Origin of the sequence: Rudaea sp., from assembly GCF_047601565.1 — a bacterium.
In the GTDB taxonomy this organism is placed as follows: domain Bacteria; phylum Pseudomonadota; class Gammaproteobacteria; order Xanthomonadales; family Rhodanobacteraceae; genus Rudaea.
This window is the reverse complement of record NZ_JASGIY010000001.1, coordinates 1,717,222-1,735,683: the sequence shown is the minus strand read 5'-3', so window position 1 is coordinate 1,735,683 and position 18,462 is coordinate 1,717,222. Positions and strand designations below refer to the sequence as shown.

At 66.3% G+C, this 18,462-nt stretch carries 16 protein-coding genes; 7 read left to right on the top strand and 9 right to left on the bottom strand.

Features of this window, described 5'->3' with window-relative positions; all coding sequences use genetic code 11:
- Window positions 1-53: 53 nt before the first annotated feature.
- The 3 genes from QM741_RS07495 to QM741_RS07485 form a co-directional block, all read right to left on the bottom strand.
- Window positions 54-1,583, bottom strand: coding sequence for a sulfatase (locus tag QM741_RS07495; protein WP_415207096.1), 1,530 nt, complete (start codon window positions 1,581-1,583; stop codon window positions 54-56).
- Window positions 1,584-1,705: 122 nt separating this feature from the next.
- Window positions 1,706-3,565, bottom strand: a complete 1,860-nt coding sequence (locus QM741_RS07490; RefSeq protein WP_415207095.1) for a M1 family metallopeptidase — start codon at window positions 3,563-3,565, stop codon at window positions 1,706-1,708.
- Window positions 3,566-3,657: 92 nt separating this feature from the next.
- A complete protein-coding gene (locus QM741_RS07485) occupies window positions 3,658-5,268 on the bottom strand; it encodes a S10 family peptidase (protein ID WP_415207094.1) in 1,611 nt (536 codons plus the stop codon).
- A gap of 193 nt (window positions 5,269-5,461) precedes the next feature.
- Between QM741_RS07485 and QM741_RS07480 the strand changes: the two genes are divergently transcribed.
- Together QM741_RS07480 and QM741_RS07475 are read left to right on the top strand one after the other, a co-directional pair.
- Window positions 5,462-6,337 carry a DNA-methyltransferase gene (locus QM741_RS07480; protein ID WP_415207093.1) on the top strand — a complete coding sequence of 292 codons (876 nt, stop codon included), beginning with the start codon at window positions 5,462-5,464 and terminating at the stop codon, window positions 6,335-6,337.
- On the top strand, window positions 6,337-6,948 hold the full coding sequence (locus QM741_RS07475) for a BglII/BstYI family type II restriction endonuclease (RefSeq protein WP_415207092.1): 612 nt from the start codon (window positions 6,337-6,339) through the stop codon (window positions 6,946-6,948). The genes QM741_RS07480 and QM741_RS07475 overlap by 1 nt, the downstream gene beginning before the upstream one ends.
- Window positions 6,949-6,950: 2 nt before the next feature.
- On the opposite strand, the gene ubiE is transcribed toward QM741_RS07475, so the two are convergent.
- On the bottom strand, window positions 6,951-7,721 hold the full coding sequence (gene ubiE, locus QM741_RS07470; protein ID WP_415207091.1) for a bifunctional demethylmenaquinone methyltransferase/2-methoxy-6-polyprenyl-1,4-benzoquinol methylase UbiE: 771 nt from the start codon (window positions 7,719-7,721) through the stop codon (window positions 6,951-6,953).
- A 177-nt stretch (window positions 7,722-7,898) separates the two neighbouring features.
- Between ubiE and QM741_RS07465 the strand changes: the two genes are divergently transcribed.
- From QM741_RS07465 to QM741_RS07455, 3 genes are all read left to right on the top strand, one after another.
- On the top strand, window positions 7,899-8,483 hold the full coding sequence (locus tag QM741_RS07465; protein ID WP_415207090.1) for a nucleotidyltransferase family protein: 585 nt from the start codon (window positions 7,899-7,901) through the stop codon (window positions 8,481-8,483).
- Between the two features lie 121 nt (window positions 8,484-8,604).
- A complete protein-coding gene (locus QM741_RS07460) occupies window positions 8,605-9,075 on the top strand; it encodes a (2Fe-2S)-binding protein (RefSeq protein WP_415207089.1) in 471 nt (156 codons plus the stop codon).
- Entirely contained in the window at window positions 9,065-11,296 is a 2,232-nt protein-coding gene (locus QM741_RS07455) for a molybdopterin cofactor-binding domain-containing protein (RefSeq protein WP_415207088.1), read from the top strand. The genes QM741_RS07460 and QM741_RS07455 overlap by 11 nt, the downstream gene beginning before the upstream one ends.
- A 31-nt stretch (window positions 11,297-11,327) precedes the next feature.
- Here QM741_RS07455 and QM741_RS07450 read toward each other — a convergent pair whose 3' ends face one another.
- The 3 genes from QM741_RS07450 to QM741_RS07440 all read right to left on the bottom strand — a co-directional run bounded on the left by QM741_RS07450 (window position 11,328) and on the right by QM741_RS07440 (window position 13,977).
- Entirely contained in the window at window positions 11,328-12,743 is a 1,416-nt protein-coding gene (locus QM741_RS07450) for a sensor histidine kinase (protein WP_415207087.1), read from the bottom strand.
- Window positions 12,744-12,753: 10 nt separating this feature from the next.
- Window positions 12,754-13,434 carry a response regulator transcription factor gene (locus QM741_RS07445; protein WP_415207086.1) on the bottom strand — a complete coding sequence of 227 codons (681 nt, stop codon included), beginning with the start codon at window positions 13,432-13,434 and terminating at the stop codon, window positions 12,754-12,756.
- A 93-nt stretch (window positions 13,435-13,527) separates the two neighbouring features.
- On the bottom strand, window positions 13,528-13,977 hold the full coding sequence (locus tag QM741_RS07440) for a hypothetical protein (RefSeq protein WP_415207085.1): 450 nt from the start codon (window positions 13,975-13,977) through the stop codon (window positions 13,528-13,530).
- Window positions 13,978-14,129: 152 nt separating this feature from the next.
- Here QM741_RS07440 and QM741_RS07435 point away from each other — a divergent pair, with 152 nt between their 5' ends.
- Both QM741_RS07435 and QM741_RS07430 read left to right on the top strand, forming a co-directional pair.
- Window positions 14,130-14,954, top strand: a complete 825-nt coding sequence (locus QM741_RS07435) for a universal stress protein (protein ID WP_415207084.1) — start codon at window positions 14,130-14,132, stop codon at window positions 14,952-14,954.
- Between the two features lie 88 nt (window positions 14,955-15,042).
- Complete coding sequence (locus QM741_RS07430) at window positions 15,043-15,753, top strand: queuosine precursor transporter (RefSeq protein ID WP_415207083.1); 711 nt, start codon at window positions 15,043-15,045, stop codon at window positions 15,751-15,753.
- On the opposite strand, the gene QM741_RS07425 is transcribed toward QM741_RS07430, so the two are convergent.
- Both QM741_RS07425 and QM741_RS07420 read right to left on the bottom strand, forming a co-directional pair.
- Window positions 15,737-16,798, bottom strand: coding sequence for an XdhC family protein (locus QM741_RS07425; protein ID WP_415207082.1), 1,062 nt, complete (start codon window positions 16,796-16,798; stop codon window positions 15,737-15,739). The two genes, QM741_RS07430 and QM741_RS07425, sit on opposite strands and share 17 nt — an antisense overlap.
- Before the next feature lie 94 nt (window positions 16,799-16,892).
- Window positions 16,893-18,407, bottom strand: a complete 1,515-nt coding sequence (locus QM741_RS07420) for a YifB family Mg chelatase-like AAA ATPase (protein WP_415207081.1) — start codon at window positions 18,405-18,407, stop codon at window positions 16,893-16,895.
- Window positions 18,408-18,462: the final 55 nt, after the last annotated feature.

Genomic DNA, 18,462 nt, shown 5'->3' with positions numbered 1-18,462 from the left:
TTTTCCCGGCGTTTCTCGGCTGCGCAGCGCGCGGTCGGAGTCGATCGGCGTCTTCAGTAGTGACAGGCCTGCGGGATCTGCTGCGGCGGCAAGTAGTCGGGCGGATCGTGGTCCGCGTATTGCTCGCGCAATGCGGCCATGCGCGTCTTCAGGCGCGCCTTCTCGGCGGCAAAGGCCGGGTCGTCGACCAGGTTGCGCTCTTCGTCGGGATCGTTTTTCAGGTCGTACAGTTCGTATTCGGCCGGATCGCGCCAGAACTCGATGAGTTTGAACCGCGCATCGCGGACGCCGCGGTGCGGGCGCACGCAATGTACGCCGGGGAATTCGTAGTACTCGTAGAGGAAGTCCGTGCGCCATGTTCGCACGTCGCCGGCAAACAGGGGCAGCCAGTTCGCACCTTGCATCGTCGCCGGCACCGATACGCCGGCCAGAGAGAGCATCGTCGGCGCCACATCGATGTTGAGCGTCATGTGCGTGCCGTCGACGCTGCCGGGCCGAATGCCCTGCGGCCAGCGGACCAGCAGCGGTACGCGGATCGCGGGTTCGTACATCAGGCGCTTGTCGAACAAGCCGTGTTCGCCGAGAAAGAACCCGTTGTCGGTCGTGTAGACCACCAGCGTGTTTTCGGCCAGTCCCGCGCGGTCGAGCCAATCGAGTACGCGGCCGACGTTCTCGTCGACGCCGAGCAGCACGCGGTAGTAGTTCTTGATGAAATTCTGCCAGTTGAGACGGGCCGCGGTGTCCTCGTCGAGCTTGCCGCCCGGCTGCAGCTTGCGGAAATCGGGCATTTCGCGGATGCGCATCATCGTCTGCTGCACCGCGTGCGAGCGATGTTGCAGCGATTCGAAAAAACTGACCGGCAGCGGCACTTCGACGTCGTCGAAACGCCGTGCGAAGCGCGGCGCGGGCTGCCACTCGCGATGCGGCGCCTTGAACTGGTAGCACAGCGCGAAGGGCTTGTCGCGCGGACGATTTTTCAGGAAACGCAGGGCGTGGTCGCCGATGAGGTCGTCCGTGTGTCCTTTTTGGTCGTGCCATTCGCCGTCGATGTACATCGGCGGATCGAAGTACACGCTCTGTCCCTTGAGCACGGCGATGTAGTCGTAGTTCTCGGGCAGCGTGTTGATGTGCCACTTGCCGACGACGCCGGTGTGGTAGCCCTGCGCGCGCAGCAGGTTCGGCCAGGTCGCCGCGTTGCGCAAGCGCGGCTCGGCGGTGAAGCCCGCCTCCTCGCCGTTCGTGCGCAGGCCGTGCGTGTGCGGATACTGGCTGGTGAGGTAGCTGGCGCGGCTGGGCAGGCACAGCGAGCAGGTGACGAAGGCTTCGTCGAAACGCAGGCCTTCATGGGCGATGCGGTCGAGATTGGGGGTCTGCAGGATGCGGTTGCCATACAGGCTCATCGCCGTGCGCGAGTGATCGTCGGTCATGATGAAGACGATGTTCGGACGCCGCTTGTCCGCGGCTCGCGATCCGTGCACCGCCGGCGCGCAGCCGGCGGACAGGCCGCCGCCGGCGATGACGCCGGCAGCGAGCGAACGCAACGCCTTGCGGCGCGAGGCGGAAAATCCGCTGCTTGTATTCATGTCGGCGATTCTCGATCGGCAGCGAAGGGCCGAAGACATGCGCAGGTTCTACTCTTCCCGCGCAGGCGGATCAAGGCCGAGTGGCGCGCACGCAACGCATTGTCATGGCGCCCGGTTCCGGGTCATCGGCCGCCTTTCGACGCCAATGCCTTTTCCACCGCCGCACGCGTCATCGGGTGATAGCCGGGCCCGGCTTCGGCATAGATCTTCTCGGCCAGCGTCTTGCCTTGCGCGGTCTTCGCCAGTTCCGCGTAGAGCGGCACGACGAGGATGCGCCGGCCGATGCGCAGCATGTGCTCGCGCATCGCCGGATACGCGGCTTCATAGCCGCTGCCGATCGCGAGGCGATACCAACGGAACGCGATCTCGGCGTTGTGCGTGCCGGTCAGACGATACGCGTCGTCGAGCGCCTTCATCTGCGCGAGGCTCAGCTTCGGCGGCAGCCGGTCGAGGAAATACTGCCACTCCTGCGTGCGCCAGCCCTTCGCGCCGAGGGCCTTCGCGTCGATCCTGCCGACGACGAATTGCTCGCGCAGTTTGTCCTGAGCGGCGAAAGCACTCGACACCGGCAGCGGCGCGTCGGCCGGAATGCCGGGCCGGTGCAGCCATTCGTCGACTTCCTCCATGCCCACCTTGCCCGGAGTTTTGTCGAGCAAGTTGGCCTTGAGGTAGTCGGTGAACTGGTCGGTCGTGATGCTCTGGAAGGCGAAATGGTCGAAGTAGCCGCGCAGGAACGCGTCGAACGTGTCGCGCCCGAACTTGCCCTCGAGGTATTGCAGAAACCACGAGCCCTTGGTGTACGGCGCGTCGGTGAGCGAATCGTCCGCGTCCTTGCCGGTCAGGTCGGGCACGAGCAGCTGCGCGCTTGGCGCTGCCGTCTCGAATTCCTTGCGCAGCTCGTTCGCGGCGACGAGGAATTCCTCGTCCTTCTGCTGCTTGCCGTAGACGGCTTCGACGATGCGGCCTTGCACGTAGGTCGTGAAGCCCTCGTTGAGCCAGACGTGCTTCCACGCCGCGTTGGTGACGAGATTGCCCGACCACGAGTGCGCGAGCTCGTGCGAGATCACGCTGACGAGCGACTTGTCGCCGACGATGATCGTCGGCGTGGCGAAGGTCAGACGCGGGTTCTCCATGCCGCCAAACGGGAACGACGGAGGCAGCACGAGGATGTCGTAGCGTTCCCAGCGGTAGGGGCCGTAGAGCTTCTCGGTCGTGACGGTCATCTTCTCGATGTCGTCGAATTCCTTGGCCGCCGCGTCGACCGTTTCCGGCTCCGCATACACGGCGCTGCGCGGCCCGATTTCCTTCACCGCGATGTCGCCGATCGCGAGCGCGAGCAGGTACGACGGAATCTTCTGCGGCATCGCGAAGCGGAAGTCGCCATCGAGCGGATGCTTCGCGTCGTTGTTCGCGCTCATCACCGCGCGCAGTTCTTTCGGCGTGCGGACATGCGCCGTATAGGAAAAGCGTACCTGCGGCGTGTCCTGCAGCGGAATCCAACTGCGTCCCGCGATCGACTCGGACTGCGAATAGACGAACGGATATTTCTTGCCCGCGGTCTGGCCCGGATCGAGCCATTGCAGACCGGCCGCGTCGGGGCTCGTCGAGTAGGCGATGCGCACCTTGCCGCTCTGCGCCGGCAGCGCGATGCGCAGCGCCGAGCCGAGCATCGGGTCGGGCTTGTCGAGCGCGAACTTCGCCGCGTTCCATTTGCCGGCCTTGTCCTCGGCTTCGATCGTGTCGATATCCAGGCCGTTCGTATCGAGCACGAGCTCGTGCGCCGACTTGTCGAGCCAGTCGAGATCCAGCGTCGCGCTGCCGGACAGCGCGTGCTTTTCGAACGAGACGGACAGATCGAGGTCGAGCGCGGTCACGCGTACCTTGTCGGGCTGCGCGTAGGAATGCGGATCGGATTCGGCGTGGGCGAGACTGAGGGCGGAGACGGACATGGCGACGGCGAACAGGCGAGGAAACAGGCTCATGATGATTTCCGGCAGACTCGACTCGGGAGTGTTTCGAGTCCGTGATTCCCGCTTTTGCGGGAATCACGGAAAACGGCGTCGCCACAACGCAATCAGCGCGCCACCGCCCCATCGTAGAACTTCGCCAGGTCCGCCTTGAACTGCTTGAGCGCATCGGCGTTCAAATACACCATGTGGCCCGACGGATAGTAGGTGAAGCTCAGGTTGCCGCGCAGCTTCGGGTCGATGTCCATGTGCGCGAGATCGTACTCGGTGGCGAAGAACGGCGTGGCGAGATCGAACCAGCCGTTCGCCGACAACACCTTCAGGTGCGGATTGGTGCGCATCGCCGCCGACAGGTCCGGCACCATCACCGGCAGTTGCGCCTTGTAGCGCGAACCCGGCAGCGCATGCTTCCAGTCCCAGTCGCCGATGGCCGAGCCGGCCGACACCTTGTAAGTCACGTCGCTCGCGTACTTCAAGTCGCGCGTCAGATAATCGTTGAGCGCGGAGATGAACGCGCCGCTGATCGCGGTGCTCGACGGATCGGTCTCCGGCGCCTCGCCCGCGGCATCGGCGTCGATGCCCTCGAAGCGCGCGTCGTAGCGCCCGAGCGTGCGGCGCTGATCGCGCAGCAGCTCCTTGCGGAAGCGCGGCTGGCTGACACGCAGGTTGGCTTCCTTGAGGTATTCCGGCGACAGGCCGATGTAGCGGCTCAGCTTCTGTGCGATCGCATCGCGCTCGGCGGGGCCGAGATCCTGGCCTTTCGCCAGCGCGACCGAGTATTCGCCGCGCGCGAATGCGCGCACCTCGTCGAGGAACGGCTCCAGCGTCGCGGGCTTGTTCGGGATCTTGCCGTGGTACCACGCGATCGCCGCGAACGTCGGCAGCAGATTGACGTAGTCGTTGTCGAGACCGGGCAGGCGCGAACCGTAGTTGAGGATCGACGACAGCAGCACGACGCCGTTGAGCGCCACGCCGTGATCTTCCAGATAGTGCGCCAGGCCCGCCGAGCGCGGCGTGCCGTAGGATTCGCCGAACAGTAACTTCGGCGAATTCCAGCGCTGGTTGACCGTGACGTAGCGGATGATGAAGCGGCCGAACGCATCGATGTCCTGATCGGTACCCCAGAAACGCTTGTCGGGATTGGCGTCGTCCTTCCCGCCGTCCTTTCCGGCGTCTCCCTTCTCGCCCTTGTCGTCCTTCTCCTTCGGCAGGCCCTTGGAGTAGCCCGTGCCGATCGCGTCGACGAAGACGAGATCGCTCTTGTCGAGCAGGCTTTCCCCGTTCTCCACGACGCGGAACGGCGCCGGCGGGATCGCCTCGGGGCCGTTCGTCACCACGCGCACGGGGCCGAACGATCCCATGTGCAGCCATAGGCTCGCCGATCCCGGACCGCCGTTGTAGAGAAACGTCACCGGGCGTTTGCTTTCCCCTTTGCCGTCGCCGACGGTGTAGGCCACGTAGAACACGCTCGCATCGGGCCGGCCCTTGTCGTCGCGGATCGTCAGCGTGCCCGCCGTCGCCTTGTAGGCGTAACTGCGGCCGCCGATCGAGACGCTGTGGTTCGTCACCACGGATTTTTCCGCGGCCGGATCCGCCTTTTCCTTGACCGCCGTCGCGGCCTTGTCTTCCGGTTTGCCCGACTCGTCGTGCTCGGCCGCCAAGGCGGCACCGCCCGCGACGACGAGAGCGAGCAGGGAATACAGAACGTATTTGCGCATAATGGATGTCTCCCGGCGTGAAATTCGACGATTATGCCCACGTACGGACGAAGGCACCTATGCCAAAAGCCCTGTTCGGAACCGGGACGGCGTCAAATTTTGTAACCACGATGGATCGCGACGATGCCGCCGGTGATGACTTTCCAAAGCACAGCGCGGACAATGCCCTCGTTACTACCGCCCGGGGCGACCGATGACCGCAAGTGCCCAAGTCATACCTCTTTTTCCGCTTTTCGATCAGCCCCGAGCGGACATCGCCTGCGCCGACAATCTCGGCTACATGCGTCCGCTGAAAAACGAAAGCATGCAGCTCATCGTTACCTCGCCGCCCTACAACATCGGCAAGTCGTATGAAAGCAGGCGCGAGTTGGAAGAGTACGTCAGTCAGCAGAGTCAGGTCATTTCGGAGTGCGTTCGACTGTTGAGTCCCACCGGCTCATTGTGCTGGCAAGTGGGAAACCATGTCGACGATGGCGAAGTGTTCCCGCTGGATCTGATTCTGTATCCGCTGTTCAAGAATCACGGTTTGAAGCTGCGCAATCGCATCGTGTGGCACTTCGGCCACGGGTTGCATTGTTCCAAACGCTTCAGTGGCCGGCACGAAACGATTCTCTGGTTTTCCAAGACCGACGATTACGTCTTCAACCTGGATCCGGTTCGCGTTCCTTCCAAGTATCCCGGGAAAAAGCATTTCAAGGGACCTCGCCGCGGCGAGCTTTCCGGCAATCCTCTAGGCAAGAATCCTTCCGATGTATGGGACATTCCCAACGTCAAGTCCAACCACGTCGAAAAGACCATCCATCCCTGTCAGTTCCCGGTCGAATTGGTCGAACGCCTCGTGCTCGCGATGACCCATCCGGGGGACGCCGTTTTCGATCCCTACATGGGCGTGGGTTCGACGATCGTCGCCGCTCTCATGCACGATCGCGTCGGCTACGGCTGCGACACGGTACAGAAATATGTCGACGTCGCCCGGCAACGCATAGATGACCTGCTGGCCGGAACCCTGCGCACGCGCGAGATGGGCAAGCCGGTCTACGATCCGACGAAACCTGGCGGAGGGCACTGATGCGCATCGCCGCGCACTATTCGCACCTCAATGGCCTGGAGTATCTGCTGGTCCATCAGCCGGGAATCTGGAAGGAAATCCAGGCCATCGTTGCTTCGGTGGATGCGGCACGCTGCAAAACGAAAGTGTCCAAGGAGCGGGGCATGGTGGGCAACGTGCTTTACTCGCCCAAGGACATGAACCAGGCCATGCGCGAGGGCTTCGACAAGCACAAATGGCAGGAATCGCGCGTATCGTATTGGGTGACCCAAGATGCGAGGCTGATCCGGCGCACGATGCAGATGAATGCCGATGAGCAAAAGAAGGAGATCGAGGCGGCGGGATTCAAGCCGATCTTCTCGTACAACCAGACCGACTTCGTGAAGAACCGCGTCGCGGTCGAAGTGCAGTTCGGCAAATACGCTTTCGTCGCCTTCGATCTGTTCGTCAAGCACTTGGCGTTCTACGTGCGCGACGTCATCGACGTCGGCGTGGAAATCCTGCCGATGAAAGAATTGCAGGCCGAAATGAGTTCCGGTCCGGGTTACTACGAAGGCGAGTTGTACAATCTGATTCGCGAAGGGCGAGGCGTGCCAGCCGTCCCACTCGTTCTGATCGGCGTCGCTCCGTAATCTCAAATCCGGTAACCGCGATGGATCGCAACGATGCCGCCGGTGAGATTGCGCACGTCGACTCGGGCGAAGCCGGCCGCTTCCATCATCGCCCTGAGCGTGGCCTGGTCGGGATGCTTGCGGATCGACTCGGCGAGGTACTGGTAGCTATCCGCGTCGCCGGCGATCAACGAGCCCAGGCGCGGCAGCACCTGGAACGAGTGGAAATCGTAGAGTTTTTTCAGCAGCGGATCGCGCACCGCCGAGAACTCGAGGATCAGTGCGCGCCCGCCGACGCGCAGCACGCGGTGCATTTCGCGCAGCGCCGCGTCCTTGTCGGTGACGTTGCGCAGGCCGAACGCGATCGTCACCGCGTCGAAACTCGCGTCGGGAAACGGCAGCGCCTGCGCGTTGACCTGCGCATACGACAGGCCGCGCACGCGCCCTTCGTTCAACAACCGATCGCGGCCCTCGCGCAGCATCGCCGCGTTGATGTCGCCGAGCACGACGCTGCCGGCCTCGCCGACGCGCGGCAGCAGCAGCGCGGCGATGTCGCCCGTGCCGCCGGCGAGGTCGAGCACGTGGTCGCCCGCGCGCACGCCCGAGGTCGCCGCGAACCAGCGCTTCCACAGCCGGTGGATGCCGAACGACATCGCATCGTTCATCACGTCGTATTTCGACGCGACGCTGGTGAACACGCGGCCGACGAGTTTTTCCTTCTCCGCGACTGGCACGTCGCGATAGCCGAAGTGGGTGGTGGGCACGTCCGTGCGTGCGGGGTCCGGGCGATTCATGGCCTCGATCTTACCCGATACGTCCCGGCACCGGCCTGAATTCACCATGGCGGCGTTGACTCGCCTGTCGGCCGCGGCGCGTTCGTGGTTCAATCCGACCCCATTGGGCAAACAAGCGGACGAGCGCGATTGGAAATACTCGCCACAGAAGGCGTGGGCAATCCGCGGCGCGGAACGATGCCTGGACAGGCTTCCGCTCACGGCGTCGTCGTCCTCGCGGCCGGCGCTTCGCAGCGATTGGGGCAACCCAAGCAGCTCCTGCTTCATCACGGCGAGACGCTGGTGCGCCGCGCCGCGCGGCTCGCCGTCGAAACGCGGCCGCGCGACGCGGTGGTCGTTCTCGGCTTCGACGCCGACTCCATTTCCCGGCAGATGGAAAACCTGCCGATACGCCGCGTCGACTGTACCGATTGGCGGCTCGGGCTCGGCACGTCGTTGCGTGCCGGCGTGGATGCGTTGCTGCCGGAGTGCGCCGGCGTGCTCGTGCTGCTCTGCGACCAGCCCGAACTCGATGCGCAACATCTCGCGTCGCTGTGCCGCGCCTGGGGCAGCGCAGCGGATCGCGGTGCCGCGTCGTTCTACGCGAATCGGCTCGGTGCGCCGGCGTTGCTGCCGCGCACCTGGTTCGACGCGCTCGATGCGGGATCCGATCGCGGCATGCGCGATCTGCTGGCCCAACGTGCCGGCCGAATCGACGCGATCGCCAACGAGGCGCTGGCTCTCGACGTCGATCGTCCCGACGATTTGCGGCGCTTGTCCTGACCTTCGGCGCGCGGCGGTGTTTGCCGGTCGGATGGGTCAAATTATTCATGATCGCCGGCTGGATTTCCACACTGTCGAGTAGTAGCTTGACCGGATCGCAGCCAACGCCACGAGGTGTCCGATGAAACTCGATGTCAACGGGCAGGAGCACGAAGTCGACGCCCCTGCCGACATGCCTCTGCTCTGGGTGTTGCGCGACGTGATCGGGCTGACCGGCACGAAATTCGGCTGCGGCATGGCGCAATGCGGCGCGTGCACGGTGCACGTGGACGGCGTGGCGATGCGTTCCTGCATCACGCCGGCCGTCGCGCTCGTCGGCAAGAAGATCACCACGATCGAAGGCATCGGCCATGACGGCGACCATCCGGTGCAGCGTGCCTGGATCGAGCAGGACGTCGTGCAATGCGGCTACTGCCAGTGCGGTCAGATCATGACGGCGGTCGCGCTGCTCAAGCAGAAACCGCAGCCGACCGATGCCGACATCGATGCGGCGTTGAGCGGAAACATCTGTCGCTGCGGCACGTACCAGCGCATCCGCGCGGCCGTGCATCGCGCCGCGGAACTGACGCGGGAGAATTCTCATGTGGCGTGACGACGATTTTTCCGGTGTCGTCGAAGCCGCGACCAATGCGGCGCTTCCCGAACGCGGAGCCGGCGGCATGAACCGGCGCGCTTTCCTCAAGACCGGCGCCGGCGCGTCGGCGGGGCTAGTCGTGGGCTTCTTCATGCCGCTCGGCATGCGCAAGGCATTCGCGCAGGACGTGGCGAAGCAGCCGGCGCAGATTTCGCCGAACGCCTTCGTGCATATCGCACCCGACAACAGCGTGACCGTGCTGCTCAAGCACTCCGAGATGGGTCAGGGCGTATGGACCTCGATCCCGATGGTCGTCGCCGACGAACTCGATTGCGACTGGTCGAAGGTCAAGGTCGAGCACGCGCCGGCCGCGCCCGAGTACAAGCACACGGTGTTCGGCATGCAGATGACCGGCGGCTCGACGAGCACGTGGGAATCGTTCGCGCAATTGCGCCAGGCCGGCGCGACCGCGCGCGCGCTGCTGATCGCGGCGGCGGCGAAGAAATGGCATCTCGGCGGCACATCGGATTGCCGCACCGAAAATGGTTACGTGTTCTGCGGCGACAAGAAGGCCAGCTACGGCGAACTTGCCGACGCCGCGGCCAGGCTGCCGGTGCCGGCCGATGTCGCGCTGAAGAAGCCCGAGGAATTCCGCCTGATCGGCAAGCCGACGAAGCGCCTCGACAGCAAGGCCAAGGTCACCGGCACGGCCGAATTCGGCATCGACGTGAAGCGGCCGAACATGCTGATCGCCACGGTCGCGCGCGCGCCGGTGTTCGGCGCCAAGGTGAAGTCGTTCGACGCGACCAAGGCGAAGGCCGTGGCCGGCGTCGTCGACGTGGTCCAGGTGCCGAGCGGCGTGGCCGTGCTCGGCAAGCATTTCTGGGCGGCCAAGCAAGGTCGCGATGCGCTGGTCGTCGACTGGGATCTCGGCGACGGCGCGAAGATTTCGACCGAGGGCCTGCGCGCCGACTATCGCAAGCTCGCGCAGACGACGGGCGCCGTGGCGAAAAAGGCCGGCGATGTCGACGCCGCGCTGAAAGCCGGCAAGGTCATCGAGGCGGAGTACGAAGTGCCATTCCTCGCGCACGCGCCGATGGAGCCGGAGAACTGCACGGTCGAATACGATCCGACAAAAGCGGGCAAGGACGGCGTGGACATCTGGACCGGCACGCAGTTCCAGACGATGGACCAGGGCCTGTCCGCGCAAATCCTCGGGCTGAAACCCGAGCAGGTGCGCGTACATACGATGTTTCTCGGCGGCGGCTTCGGCCGGCGCGCGAATGCGACCTGCGATTTCGTCACCGAAGCGGTGCAGGTGGCGAAGGCGTCCGGCAAGACGGTCAAGGTCGTATGGACGCGCGAGGACGACATCCACGGCGGCTACTACCGGCCGATGTGGCTGTCGCGCCTGCGCGCGACGCTCGGCAAGGACGGCAGGCCCGCGGCGTGGGCGCACACGATCGTCGGCCAGTCGATCATCGCCGGCACGCCGTTCGCGGCGGCGATGATCAAGGACGGCATCGATGCGACGTCGGTCGAGGGCGCGGAAGATGCGCCGTATCTCGAAAACATTCCCGCGCACCGCATCGACCTGCATTCGCCGACGAGTCCCATCACGGTGCTGTGGTGGCGTTCGGTCGGGCATTCGAACACGGGCTTCGTCGTCGAGAGTTTCGTCGACGAGCTCAGCGTAGCGGCGAAGCAGGATCCGCTCGAATATCGCCGCGCGTTGCTGCCGGAAAAATCACGCGAACGCCTCGCGCTCGATCTGGTCACCGAGAAGTTCGGCTGGGGCAAGCCGCTGCCGAAAGGCCACGCGGCCGGCATCGCCGTGCATGCCTCGTTCGGCAGCTACGTCGCGCAGATCGCCGAGGTCTCGGTCGAAGACAAGAAAATCAAGGTGCATCGCGTCGTCTGCGCGATCGATTGCGGGCCGGTGGTCAATCCGCTCACGGTCGAGGCGCAGATGCAGTCGGGCATCGCCTTCGGCCTCGGTGCCGCGCTGCACAGCGAGCTGACCTTCAAGGACGGCAAGGTGGAGCAATCGAACTTCCACGACTACGTCGTGCTGCGCTCGAACGAGATGCCGAAGGTCGAGGTGCACATCGTGCCGAGCACCGACAATATGGGCGGCGTCGGCGAACCCGGCACGCCGCCGATCGCGCCGGCCGTGGCCAACGCGGTATTCGCCGCTACGGGACAACGTTTGCGCAAGCTGCCGCTGAAACTCGCGTAGGCGCAGCCGATCGGGCTGCGGTCGTCCGCCGTCAGGCCGCAGCCTGGCAATACAGGCTCATGCGCGTGCCGGTGCCGCCGTAGGCGTCGGCGATCTCGAAACGGTAGTCGTGCAGCTTGACGATGGCGCTGACGATGGACAGGCCGAGGCCGTAGCCGGGCGCTTCGCATTCGTGTTCGTTGCGGCAGACCTTGGTGCGATAGAAACGGTGCAGCACCGCGTCGCGTTCCGCCGCGGGAATGCCGGGACCGCTGTCGACGACGTCGATGCGCGGTCCGTCTTTTTCGTCGACCGCGCGCAGCGCGACGCGGCCGCCGACCGGCGTGAACTTGATCGCATTGTCGACCAGGTTGGAGATGGCCTCGAACAGCAGGCCGCCGTCGCCGCGCACGCGCGCGAGCACGGGCGGAAGCTCCAGCGCGAAGGCGATCTGCTTGTCCTCGGCGAGCGGAGAGAACAGTTCGTGCACGCGTTGCAGTTTCTCGCGCAGGTCGACGTCGCCGAAGCCGGCCCGGCGATGCAGGTCTTCGAGTTCGGAGATGCGCAGCAGCGCGCGGAAGCGGTCGAGCAGATTGTCGGTGTCGGCGATGCAGCGTTCCATCGTCGCGGAGCGTGCGTCGTCGGCCGGCGTTTCGCGCTGCAGGCGGTAGAGTTGCGCGCGCAGGCGCGTCAGCGGCGTGCGCAGGTCGTGGGCGATGCAGTCGGACACGCCCTTGACCTCGCCGAGCAGGGTTTCGAGACGGTCGAGCATGCGGTTGACGATGTTCGCGAGCATGTCGACTTCGTCGCGCCGTTCGGACAACGGCAGGCGCGCGCCAAGATCGCCGCGCATGATCGGTGCGACCGCGGTCTCGATGCGGCGCACGCGCTTGAGCGAGCCGCGCGCGAGCAGGAAGCCGCCGAGCAGGCCCGGGATCAGCGTGAGCGACAATGCCCAGACGAAGCCGTTGCGGATGATGATACCGACGCGGTCGATGACGTCGGTGGTGCGCGCGAGCACGACGCGCGAGCCATCGGCCGCGCGCATCGCGACGCCGCGGCTCGGCCCAGTGTGCTCGCCGTCGACGCGCACGATGCCGTCGGGCAGCGGGTGCACGGCGCCGTCCTCGGGCAGCAGCGTGGGCGGCTTGTCGATGTTGCCGGCGACGTAGCGGCCGTCGGCGTCGAACAGGCCGAAGCTCATCACGCCGCGCAGGTCGATCGCCGCGGTCATCGCCAGCGCGCCGGGCAATCTGGCGCGATCGAGCGTGCCGAGATAGGCGATGCGCTGCTCGAGGATTTCGTCGACGACGTGCTCGAGATAGCGGTAGGTCTGCCAGTTGATCAACGCGACCAGCAGCACGGTCCAGGCGAGGAAGAAGCCACCGTATATGAGCACCAGGTGCGCCGTGCTCGAACGCCAGCGTTCGCCTAGCTGGGCAACCGGCGGGGTGTCGAGCCGGGTCATGCGCGCGCCCTCAGTCCGCGCCGCCGATGCGATAACCGCGGCCGCGCAGGGTGTGGATCAGCGGCGGCAGGCCGTCGGGATCGACCTTGCGGCGCAGGCGCGCGATGTGCACGTCGATCACGTTGGTACCGGGATCGAAGCTGTAGCCCCACACGCTTTCGAAGATCATCGAGCGGGTAAGGACTTGCCCGGAGTTGCGCATGAGGAATTCGAGCAGGCGGAACTCGATCGGCAAGAGTTCGAGCGTCGCGCCGTGACGCGTGGCGGTGCGCGCCATCAGGTCGAGGTCGAGATCGGCGACGACGAGATGCGTTCCCGGCGCGGCCGCGCGGCGCCGGCGCAGCAGCACCTCGACGCGCGCGGCCATTTCGTCGGGCGCGAACGGTTTGGTCAGGTAGTCGTCGCCGCCCGCGCGCAGGCCGCGCACGCGTGCGTCGACGTCGGACAGCGCGCTGATCATCAGCACCGGCGTGTCGATGCCGGCGCGGCGCAGTTCGGTGACGAGGGCGAGCCCGTCGACCTCGGGCAGCATGCGGTCGAGCGTGATCGCGTCGTAGGCGCCGGTCAGCGCGCGCTCCAGGCCTTCACGCCCGTTGCCGACGGTCTCGACCTCGTTGCCGTTGGCGGCAAGCTCGGCGGCGATCTCGCGCGCGGTCAGTGCGTCGTCTTCGATCGTGAGTATCCTCGCCATGCCGGCCAGAATAGCGCGGCGGCATGGCGAAGGAAATTTGTATCGGCCAAGTCACTGGATCCCCGCCTTCGCGGGGACGACTCGCTGCGTGGGTCACTTCGTGCGCGTGATCGTGAACTTGCCGAACGAAATGCCGAGATCGACGCCCTCGCCCGCACCGGACAGAGCCAGCGTCGAGGTGCCCTTGGTCAGCACCTGCGCGGTGCCGGATTTGACCAGCCCGGCATTCGCCTCGCCCTGCGCATAGCTGCCGAACAGTTGATCGGCGCTCGACACTTCGGCGAACTTGCCCTTGCCGTTCTCCACCTTGTACTTGCCGGCGGTGAGACCGCCGCCGACCGCGGTGATGTGCACGTTGAAGCTCCGTCCGTTGTTGCAGGTGATCGTGCCGTTGCCTTCGGCGTGCTTGTAGATCGCGGCCCAGCCGGACAGATTAAAGCGCAGTTCGCAATCGATCTTGTCGGCCGCGCGGGCGCGGGTGGCGTACAGTCCCGTCGATGCGGCGGCAACCAGGGCGAGTGCGATGAAATTGCGGTTACGCATGGCCAACTCCTTCTGCTTAGGGAGTCCCGATCATAACCGGTGGAAATGAATGAAAACGTAAAACCGGCGGCCCGGCGCGCGAACTCGCACGGCTTCGACGGGTCAATGGAAGTAAGCTTGCGCCATCGTGCAATAGACGAAAGGGTGCAATCATGGCTCGCTTCGACATTCTCGTTCACATCCGCCGCTACGAAGGGGATTCGCTGGCCGCGGGCGTCGCATTTGCCCTTGCGCGCCGGCTCGATGCCTACGTGTCCGGACTCTATGTCGCTTCGCTCGGCACGGTGGCCTATTCGACGCTGGAAACCGTCGTGTTCCAAGTGCAGGAGGCCGACGAGATCTACCACTCCGCACTCGCGCAGGGCGAAAGCTGGACGCAACGCATCGGGGCGGCCGGCGTGAAAGGCGAATGGCTGGTCGCGCAGGGCGAGCCGGTCGAAGCCATCTGCCACGCCGCACGCTGGCACGACCTCGTCGTCGCCGAGCGCCCCCAGCTCAACGCCGACGCGCCGGTCGGCTGGGGCCTCGTCTCGCGTACCGTGTTCGGTGCGGGCGTGCCGGTGGTCGTCGTTCCCGAAACGACGAAGACCGCCGATGCCGGCGAACGCGTCGTCATCGCCTGGAACCACAGCCGCGAGGCGGCACGCGCGATCCATGGCGCGCTGCCGTTGCTGCGCCAGGCAAAGGAGGTGCTGGTACTCGACGGCGTCGAGCAGACGAGCCTCGTCGGCGCGCGCCACCTGCCCGCGCTCGATCTCGCCGCCTGTTTCGCACGGCACGGCGTGAAAGCGCAATTCCGCCCGTTTGAGGCAACGGGCAACTACGGCGCTGGCATCCTCGAGGCGGCGCATGCGGCCACGGCGGACCTGATCGTCATGGGGGCGTGGGGCCATTCGCGCATCGCCGAACTCGTGCTCGGCGGCGCCACGCGCCACCTGTTCCAGCACAGCGACGTACCGCTGTTCGTGGCGCATTGACGCGCCGAGGAGCCTGCGCACGCCGATGCTGGCGCTGCGCACGCACTCGCGGCATGCTAGGCGGAACCTTCTTCCGACGCATGCCGACATGCCCCAGCCCGCCGCCGTACCGCGCACCTACCGCTACTACGATTTCATCCTCGGCGCTTTCGTCTGCGTGCTGCTGTGCTCGAACCTGATCGGGCCGGCCAAGGTCGCGAGCGTGCACCTGCCGCTGCTCGGCGACGTGAGCTTCGGCGCGGGCGTGCTGTTCTTCCCGATTTCCTACGTGTTCGGCGACATCCTCACCGAAGTCTACGGCTATGCGCGCGCGCGGCGCGTGATCTGGTCCGGTCTTACCGCGCTGGTGTTCGCGTCGATCATGGCCACCGTCGTCGTGAAGCTGCCGCCGGCCGCCGGCTGGCACGGCCAGGAAGCCTACGAATCGATCTTCGGCCAGACCCCGCGCATCGTGTTCGCCTCGATCACCGCGTTCTTCCTCGGCGAATTCGTCAATTCGTACACTTTGGCAAAAATGAAATTGTGGACGAACGGCAACGCGCTGTGGTCGCGCATCATCGGCTCGACCATCGCCGGCGAAGGCGTGGACTGCCTCGTGTTCTACCCGACCGCGTTCCTCGGCGTCTGGGAGACCAGGCTCGTGCTCGCCGTGATGCTTTCGAACTACGTGATGAAGGTGCTCTGGGAAGTGCTGGCGACGCCGCTCACGTATCGCATCGTCGCCGCGCTCAAGCGCGCGGAGAACGAGGACTATTACGACCGCGACACGCAGTTCTCGCCGTTCACGCTGGGCACCTGAGGCTTTCCGCGTCACGAACGGCTTGCCGCAGCGCGGAAAAATACTCCTGCAGCTGCGCCGCGATCGCCAGCGCGACCGCCTCGCCGCCGTGGCCGCCGAGATCGAGGCCGACCGGCGCGCGCAGGCGCGGCGCGAGCAGCGCGCGCGCCGACGCGCCGAGTTCGTCGATCAGCGCGTCGCGCCGCACCGCAGGGCCGAGCAGGCCGACGTAGGCCGCCGAAGCCGTCGCGCAGAAACGCAGCCAGGCCAGATCCATCGAATAGTTGTGGCTCATCGCCAGCATCGCGTCGTAGCGCTCGCCCGCGAGCGCGGCGCTGGCCGCCTCGGGTACGAGTTCGAGCAGGCGGTCGATCGCGGCGTCCGCGGCGAACGCGGTCCAGCGTCCGCGGTGCTCGACCACGTCGATGAACCAGCCGAGCCGGTGCGCGATCGCCGCGAGCGGCGCCGTTTCCGGCCCCGCGCCGAGCAACAGCAGGCGCGGCGGCGCGGCGACGTCGATGCGCAAGGTCGCGGCGACTTGCGTCTGCGCGGTGCGGCCCTCGCGGTTCCAGCGCGCGGCCGGCGCGGCCGTCGACTCGCCTGCGACGAGTGCGACGCCCGCGCCGAGTTCGCTTCCGTCCGGCACGAATGCGAGTTGCAGGGCCACGCCGCGATCGAGCGCGGCGAACAGCGCGCGCGCCAGCGGCGCCCGCGGCGGCAGCGGCAGCAACAGCAAGCGCACGCGGCCGCGACAACCGATGCCGCTGCCGAACAGCAGGTCTTCGTCGCTGCGCGTGTCGAATTCGACCGCTTCCGCGCGTCCGGATTCGCGCACCGCGCGCGCGGCGTGTTCGAGCGCGGGCTCGAGGCAGCCGCCGCTGATCACGCCATGGCGCAAGCCTTTATCGTCGAGCAACACGAGCGCGCCGGGCTTCTGATAGGTGGAGCCTTCGGTCGCGGTCACGATACCAAGCACCGCGCTTTCGTCGCGCGCATGGATGCGCCACAGCGCGGCCAGCAGGCCGCGCAGGCCGCCGGCCGCGGCATTCGTTGCGTTCGTCGCCATGCGCCGCATCTTAGCGCAGGCGCGCACGGCACGAGCAAAACGCCGCAACGCGGATCGGTTTCGCAAAGCGGTCGCAACGAACCGCGCCCGCTCTTCAATCGCGCACAACCAGACGCCGATACTGGATCGCTTCCATCAAATGCGGCGTGGCGATCGCATCAACGCCGGCGAGATCGGCGATCGTGCGCGCGACGCGCAGGATGCGGTGGTAGGCACGCGCCGACAGCCCGAGCTTGTCGAGCGCGCGCTCGAGCAACGCGCGATCGGGCGCCGACAGCGCGCAGTCGCGGCGCAATTCGCGCGAGCCGAGCGTCGCGTTCGGTTTGCCCGCGCGCCGCATCTGCCGCGTGCGCGCGGCGACGACACGTTCGCGCACGACCGCACTGGACTCTCCCGCGGGCGCCGCCTCGCCGAGTTCGGCCAGCGGCACGCGCGGCACTTCCACCTGCAGGTCGATGCGGTCGAGCAGCGGTCCGGAAACGCGTGCGCGATAGCGGCGCACGGCATCGGGCGTGCAGGCGCAGCGACCCGACGGATCGCCGGCGTAGCCGCAGGGACACGGATTCATCGCGGCGACGAGCTGGAACGCGGCAGGAAATTCAGCGCAGCGCGCGGCGCGCGAGATGGCGACGCGGCTGGACTCGAGTGGTTCGCGCAACACCTCCAGCACGCTGCGGTCGAATTCGGGCAGTTCGTCGAGGAAAAGGACGCCGTGGTGGGCAAGCGAAATTTCTCCCGGCCGCGGGATCGAACCGCCGCCGACGAGGGCGACGGCGGAAGCGGTATGGTGAGGCGACCTGAAAGGCCGCAATTTCCACTTCTGGAAATCTATACTTTGGCCTGCGACCGAGCGCACCGCGACGGACTCCAGCGCCTCGGCCTCCCCGAGCGGCGGCAGGATGCCGGGCAGCCGGCTCGCCAGCATGGTCTTGCCGGTGCCGGGCGGCCCGACGAACAACAGATGGTGCGCGCCGGCGGCGGCGACTTCGAGCGTGCGCCGCGCCTGCGCCTGGCCGCGCACGTCGGCGAGGTCGGGAGGCTCGCCTTCGCCGTGGCACGCGTTCGCAAGCGGCGCCACGATGCCTGCGGGCAAATCCCCCGCGCCGCGCAAGAAGGCGAGCACGTCCAGCAAGGAGTCGGCGCCGCGCACCTCGGCCGCCGAGACGAGGGCGGCCTCGGCCGCGTTGATTCGCGGCACGACGAGTGCGCGGCCCGCATGCACGCTCTTCAGCGCCGCCGGCAGCACGCCGGTGACCGCGCGCAATTCACCGGACAGCGCCAGTTCGCCGAGGAACTCGAAGCGCGCGAGCGCATCCTTCGGCACGTGCCCAGCGGCGGCGAGGATGCCGAGCGCGATCGGCAGATCGAAGCGGCCGCCGTCCTTGGGCAGGTCGGCCGGGGCCAGGCTGACGGTGACGCGGCGTGCGGGATATTCGATCTGCGCGTTCTGGATCGCCACCCGAACGCGGTCGCGCGCCTCCTTCACGGCAGTCTCGGGCAGGCCGACGATGGACGTGCCTGGCAAGCCGCCGGAGAGGTGCACTTCGACGGTGACCGCCGGCGCGGCGACGCCATCCTGGGCGCGGCTGTGGACGATGGCGAGGCTCATCGATGCGGAACCGTCATGCCGAAAAGTCGAAGATCATGGGGGATGACTGCTTTCG

Coding starts and splice junctions, on each gene's coding strand:
- QM741_RS07475 (WP_415207092.1), top strand. CDS start 6,337: ATGCGCATCGCCGCGCACTATTCGCACCTCAATGGCCTGGAGTATCTG.
- QM741_RS07440 (WP_415207085.1), bottom strand. CDS start 13,977: ATGCGTAACCGCAATTTCATCGCACTCGCCCTGGTTGCCGCCGCATCG.
- QM741_RS07460 (WP_415207089.1), top strand. CDS start 8,605: ATGAAACTCGATGTCAACGGGCAGGAGCACGAAGTCGACGCCCCTGCC.
- QM741_RS07485 (WP_415207094.1), bottom strand. CDS start 5,268: ATGCGCAAATACGTTCTGTATTCCCTGCTCGCTCTCGTCGTCGCGGGC.
- QM741_RS07450 (WP_415207087.1), bottom strand. CDS start 12,743: ATGACCCGGCTCGACACCCCGCCGGTTGCCCAGCTAGGCGAACGCTGG.
- QM741_RS07420 (WP_415207081.1), bottom strand. CDS start 18,407: ATGAGCCTCGCCATCGTCCACAGCCGCGCCCAGGATGGCGTCGCCGCG.
- QM741_RS07455 (WP_415207088.1), top strand. CDS start 9,065: ATGTGGCGTGACGACGATTTTTCCGGTGTCGTCGAAGCCGCGACCAAT.
- QM741_RS07430 (WP_415207083.1), top strand. CDS start 15,043: ATGCCCCAGCCCGCCGCCGTACCGCGCACCTACCGCTACTACGATTTC.
- QM741_RS07480 (WP_415207093.1), top strand. CDS start 5,462: ATGACCGCAAGTGCCCAAGTCATACCTCTTTTTCCGCTTTTCGATCAG.
- QM741_RS07425 (WP_415207082.1), bottom strand. CDS start 16,798: ATGGCGACGAACGCAACGAATGCCGCGGCCGGCGGCCTGCGCGGCCTG.
- QM741_RS07490 (WP_415207095.1), bottom strand. CDS start 3,565: ATGAGCCTGTTTCCTCGCCTGTTCGCCGTCGCCATGTCCGTCTCCGCC.
- QM741_RS07465 (WP_415207090.1), top strand. CDS start 7,899: ATGCCTGGACAGGCTTCCGCTCACGGCGTCGTCGTCCTCGCGGCCGGC.
- ubiE (WP_415207091.1), bottom strand. CDS start 7,721: ATGAATCGCCCGGACCCCGCACGCACGGACGTGCCCACCACCCACTTC.
- QM741_RS07495 (WP_415207096.1), bottom strand. CDS start 1,583: ATGAATACAAGCAGCGGATTTTCCGCCTCGCGCCGCAAGGCGTTGCGT.
- QM741_RS07445 (WP_415207086.1), bottom strand. CDS start 13,434: ATGGCGAGGATACTCACGATCGAAGACGACGCACTGACCGCGCGCGAG.
- QM741_RS07435 (WP_415207084.1), top strand. CDS start 14,130: ATGGCTCGCTTCGACATTCTCGTTCACATCCGCCGCTACGAAGGGGAT.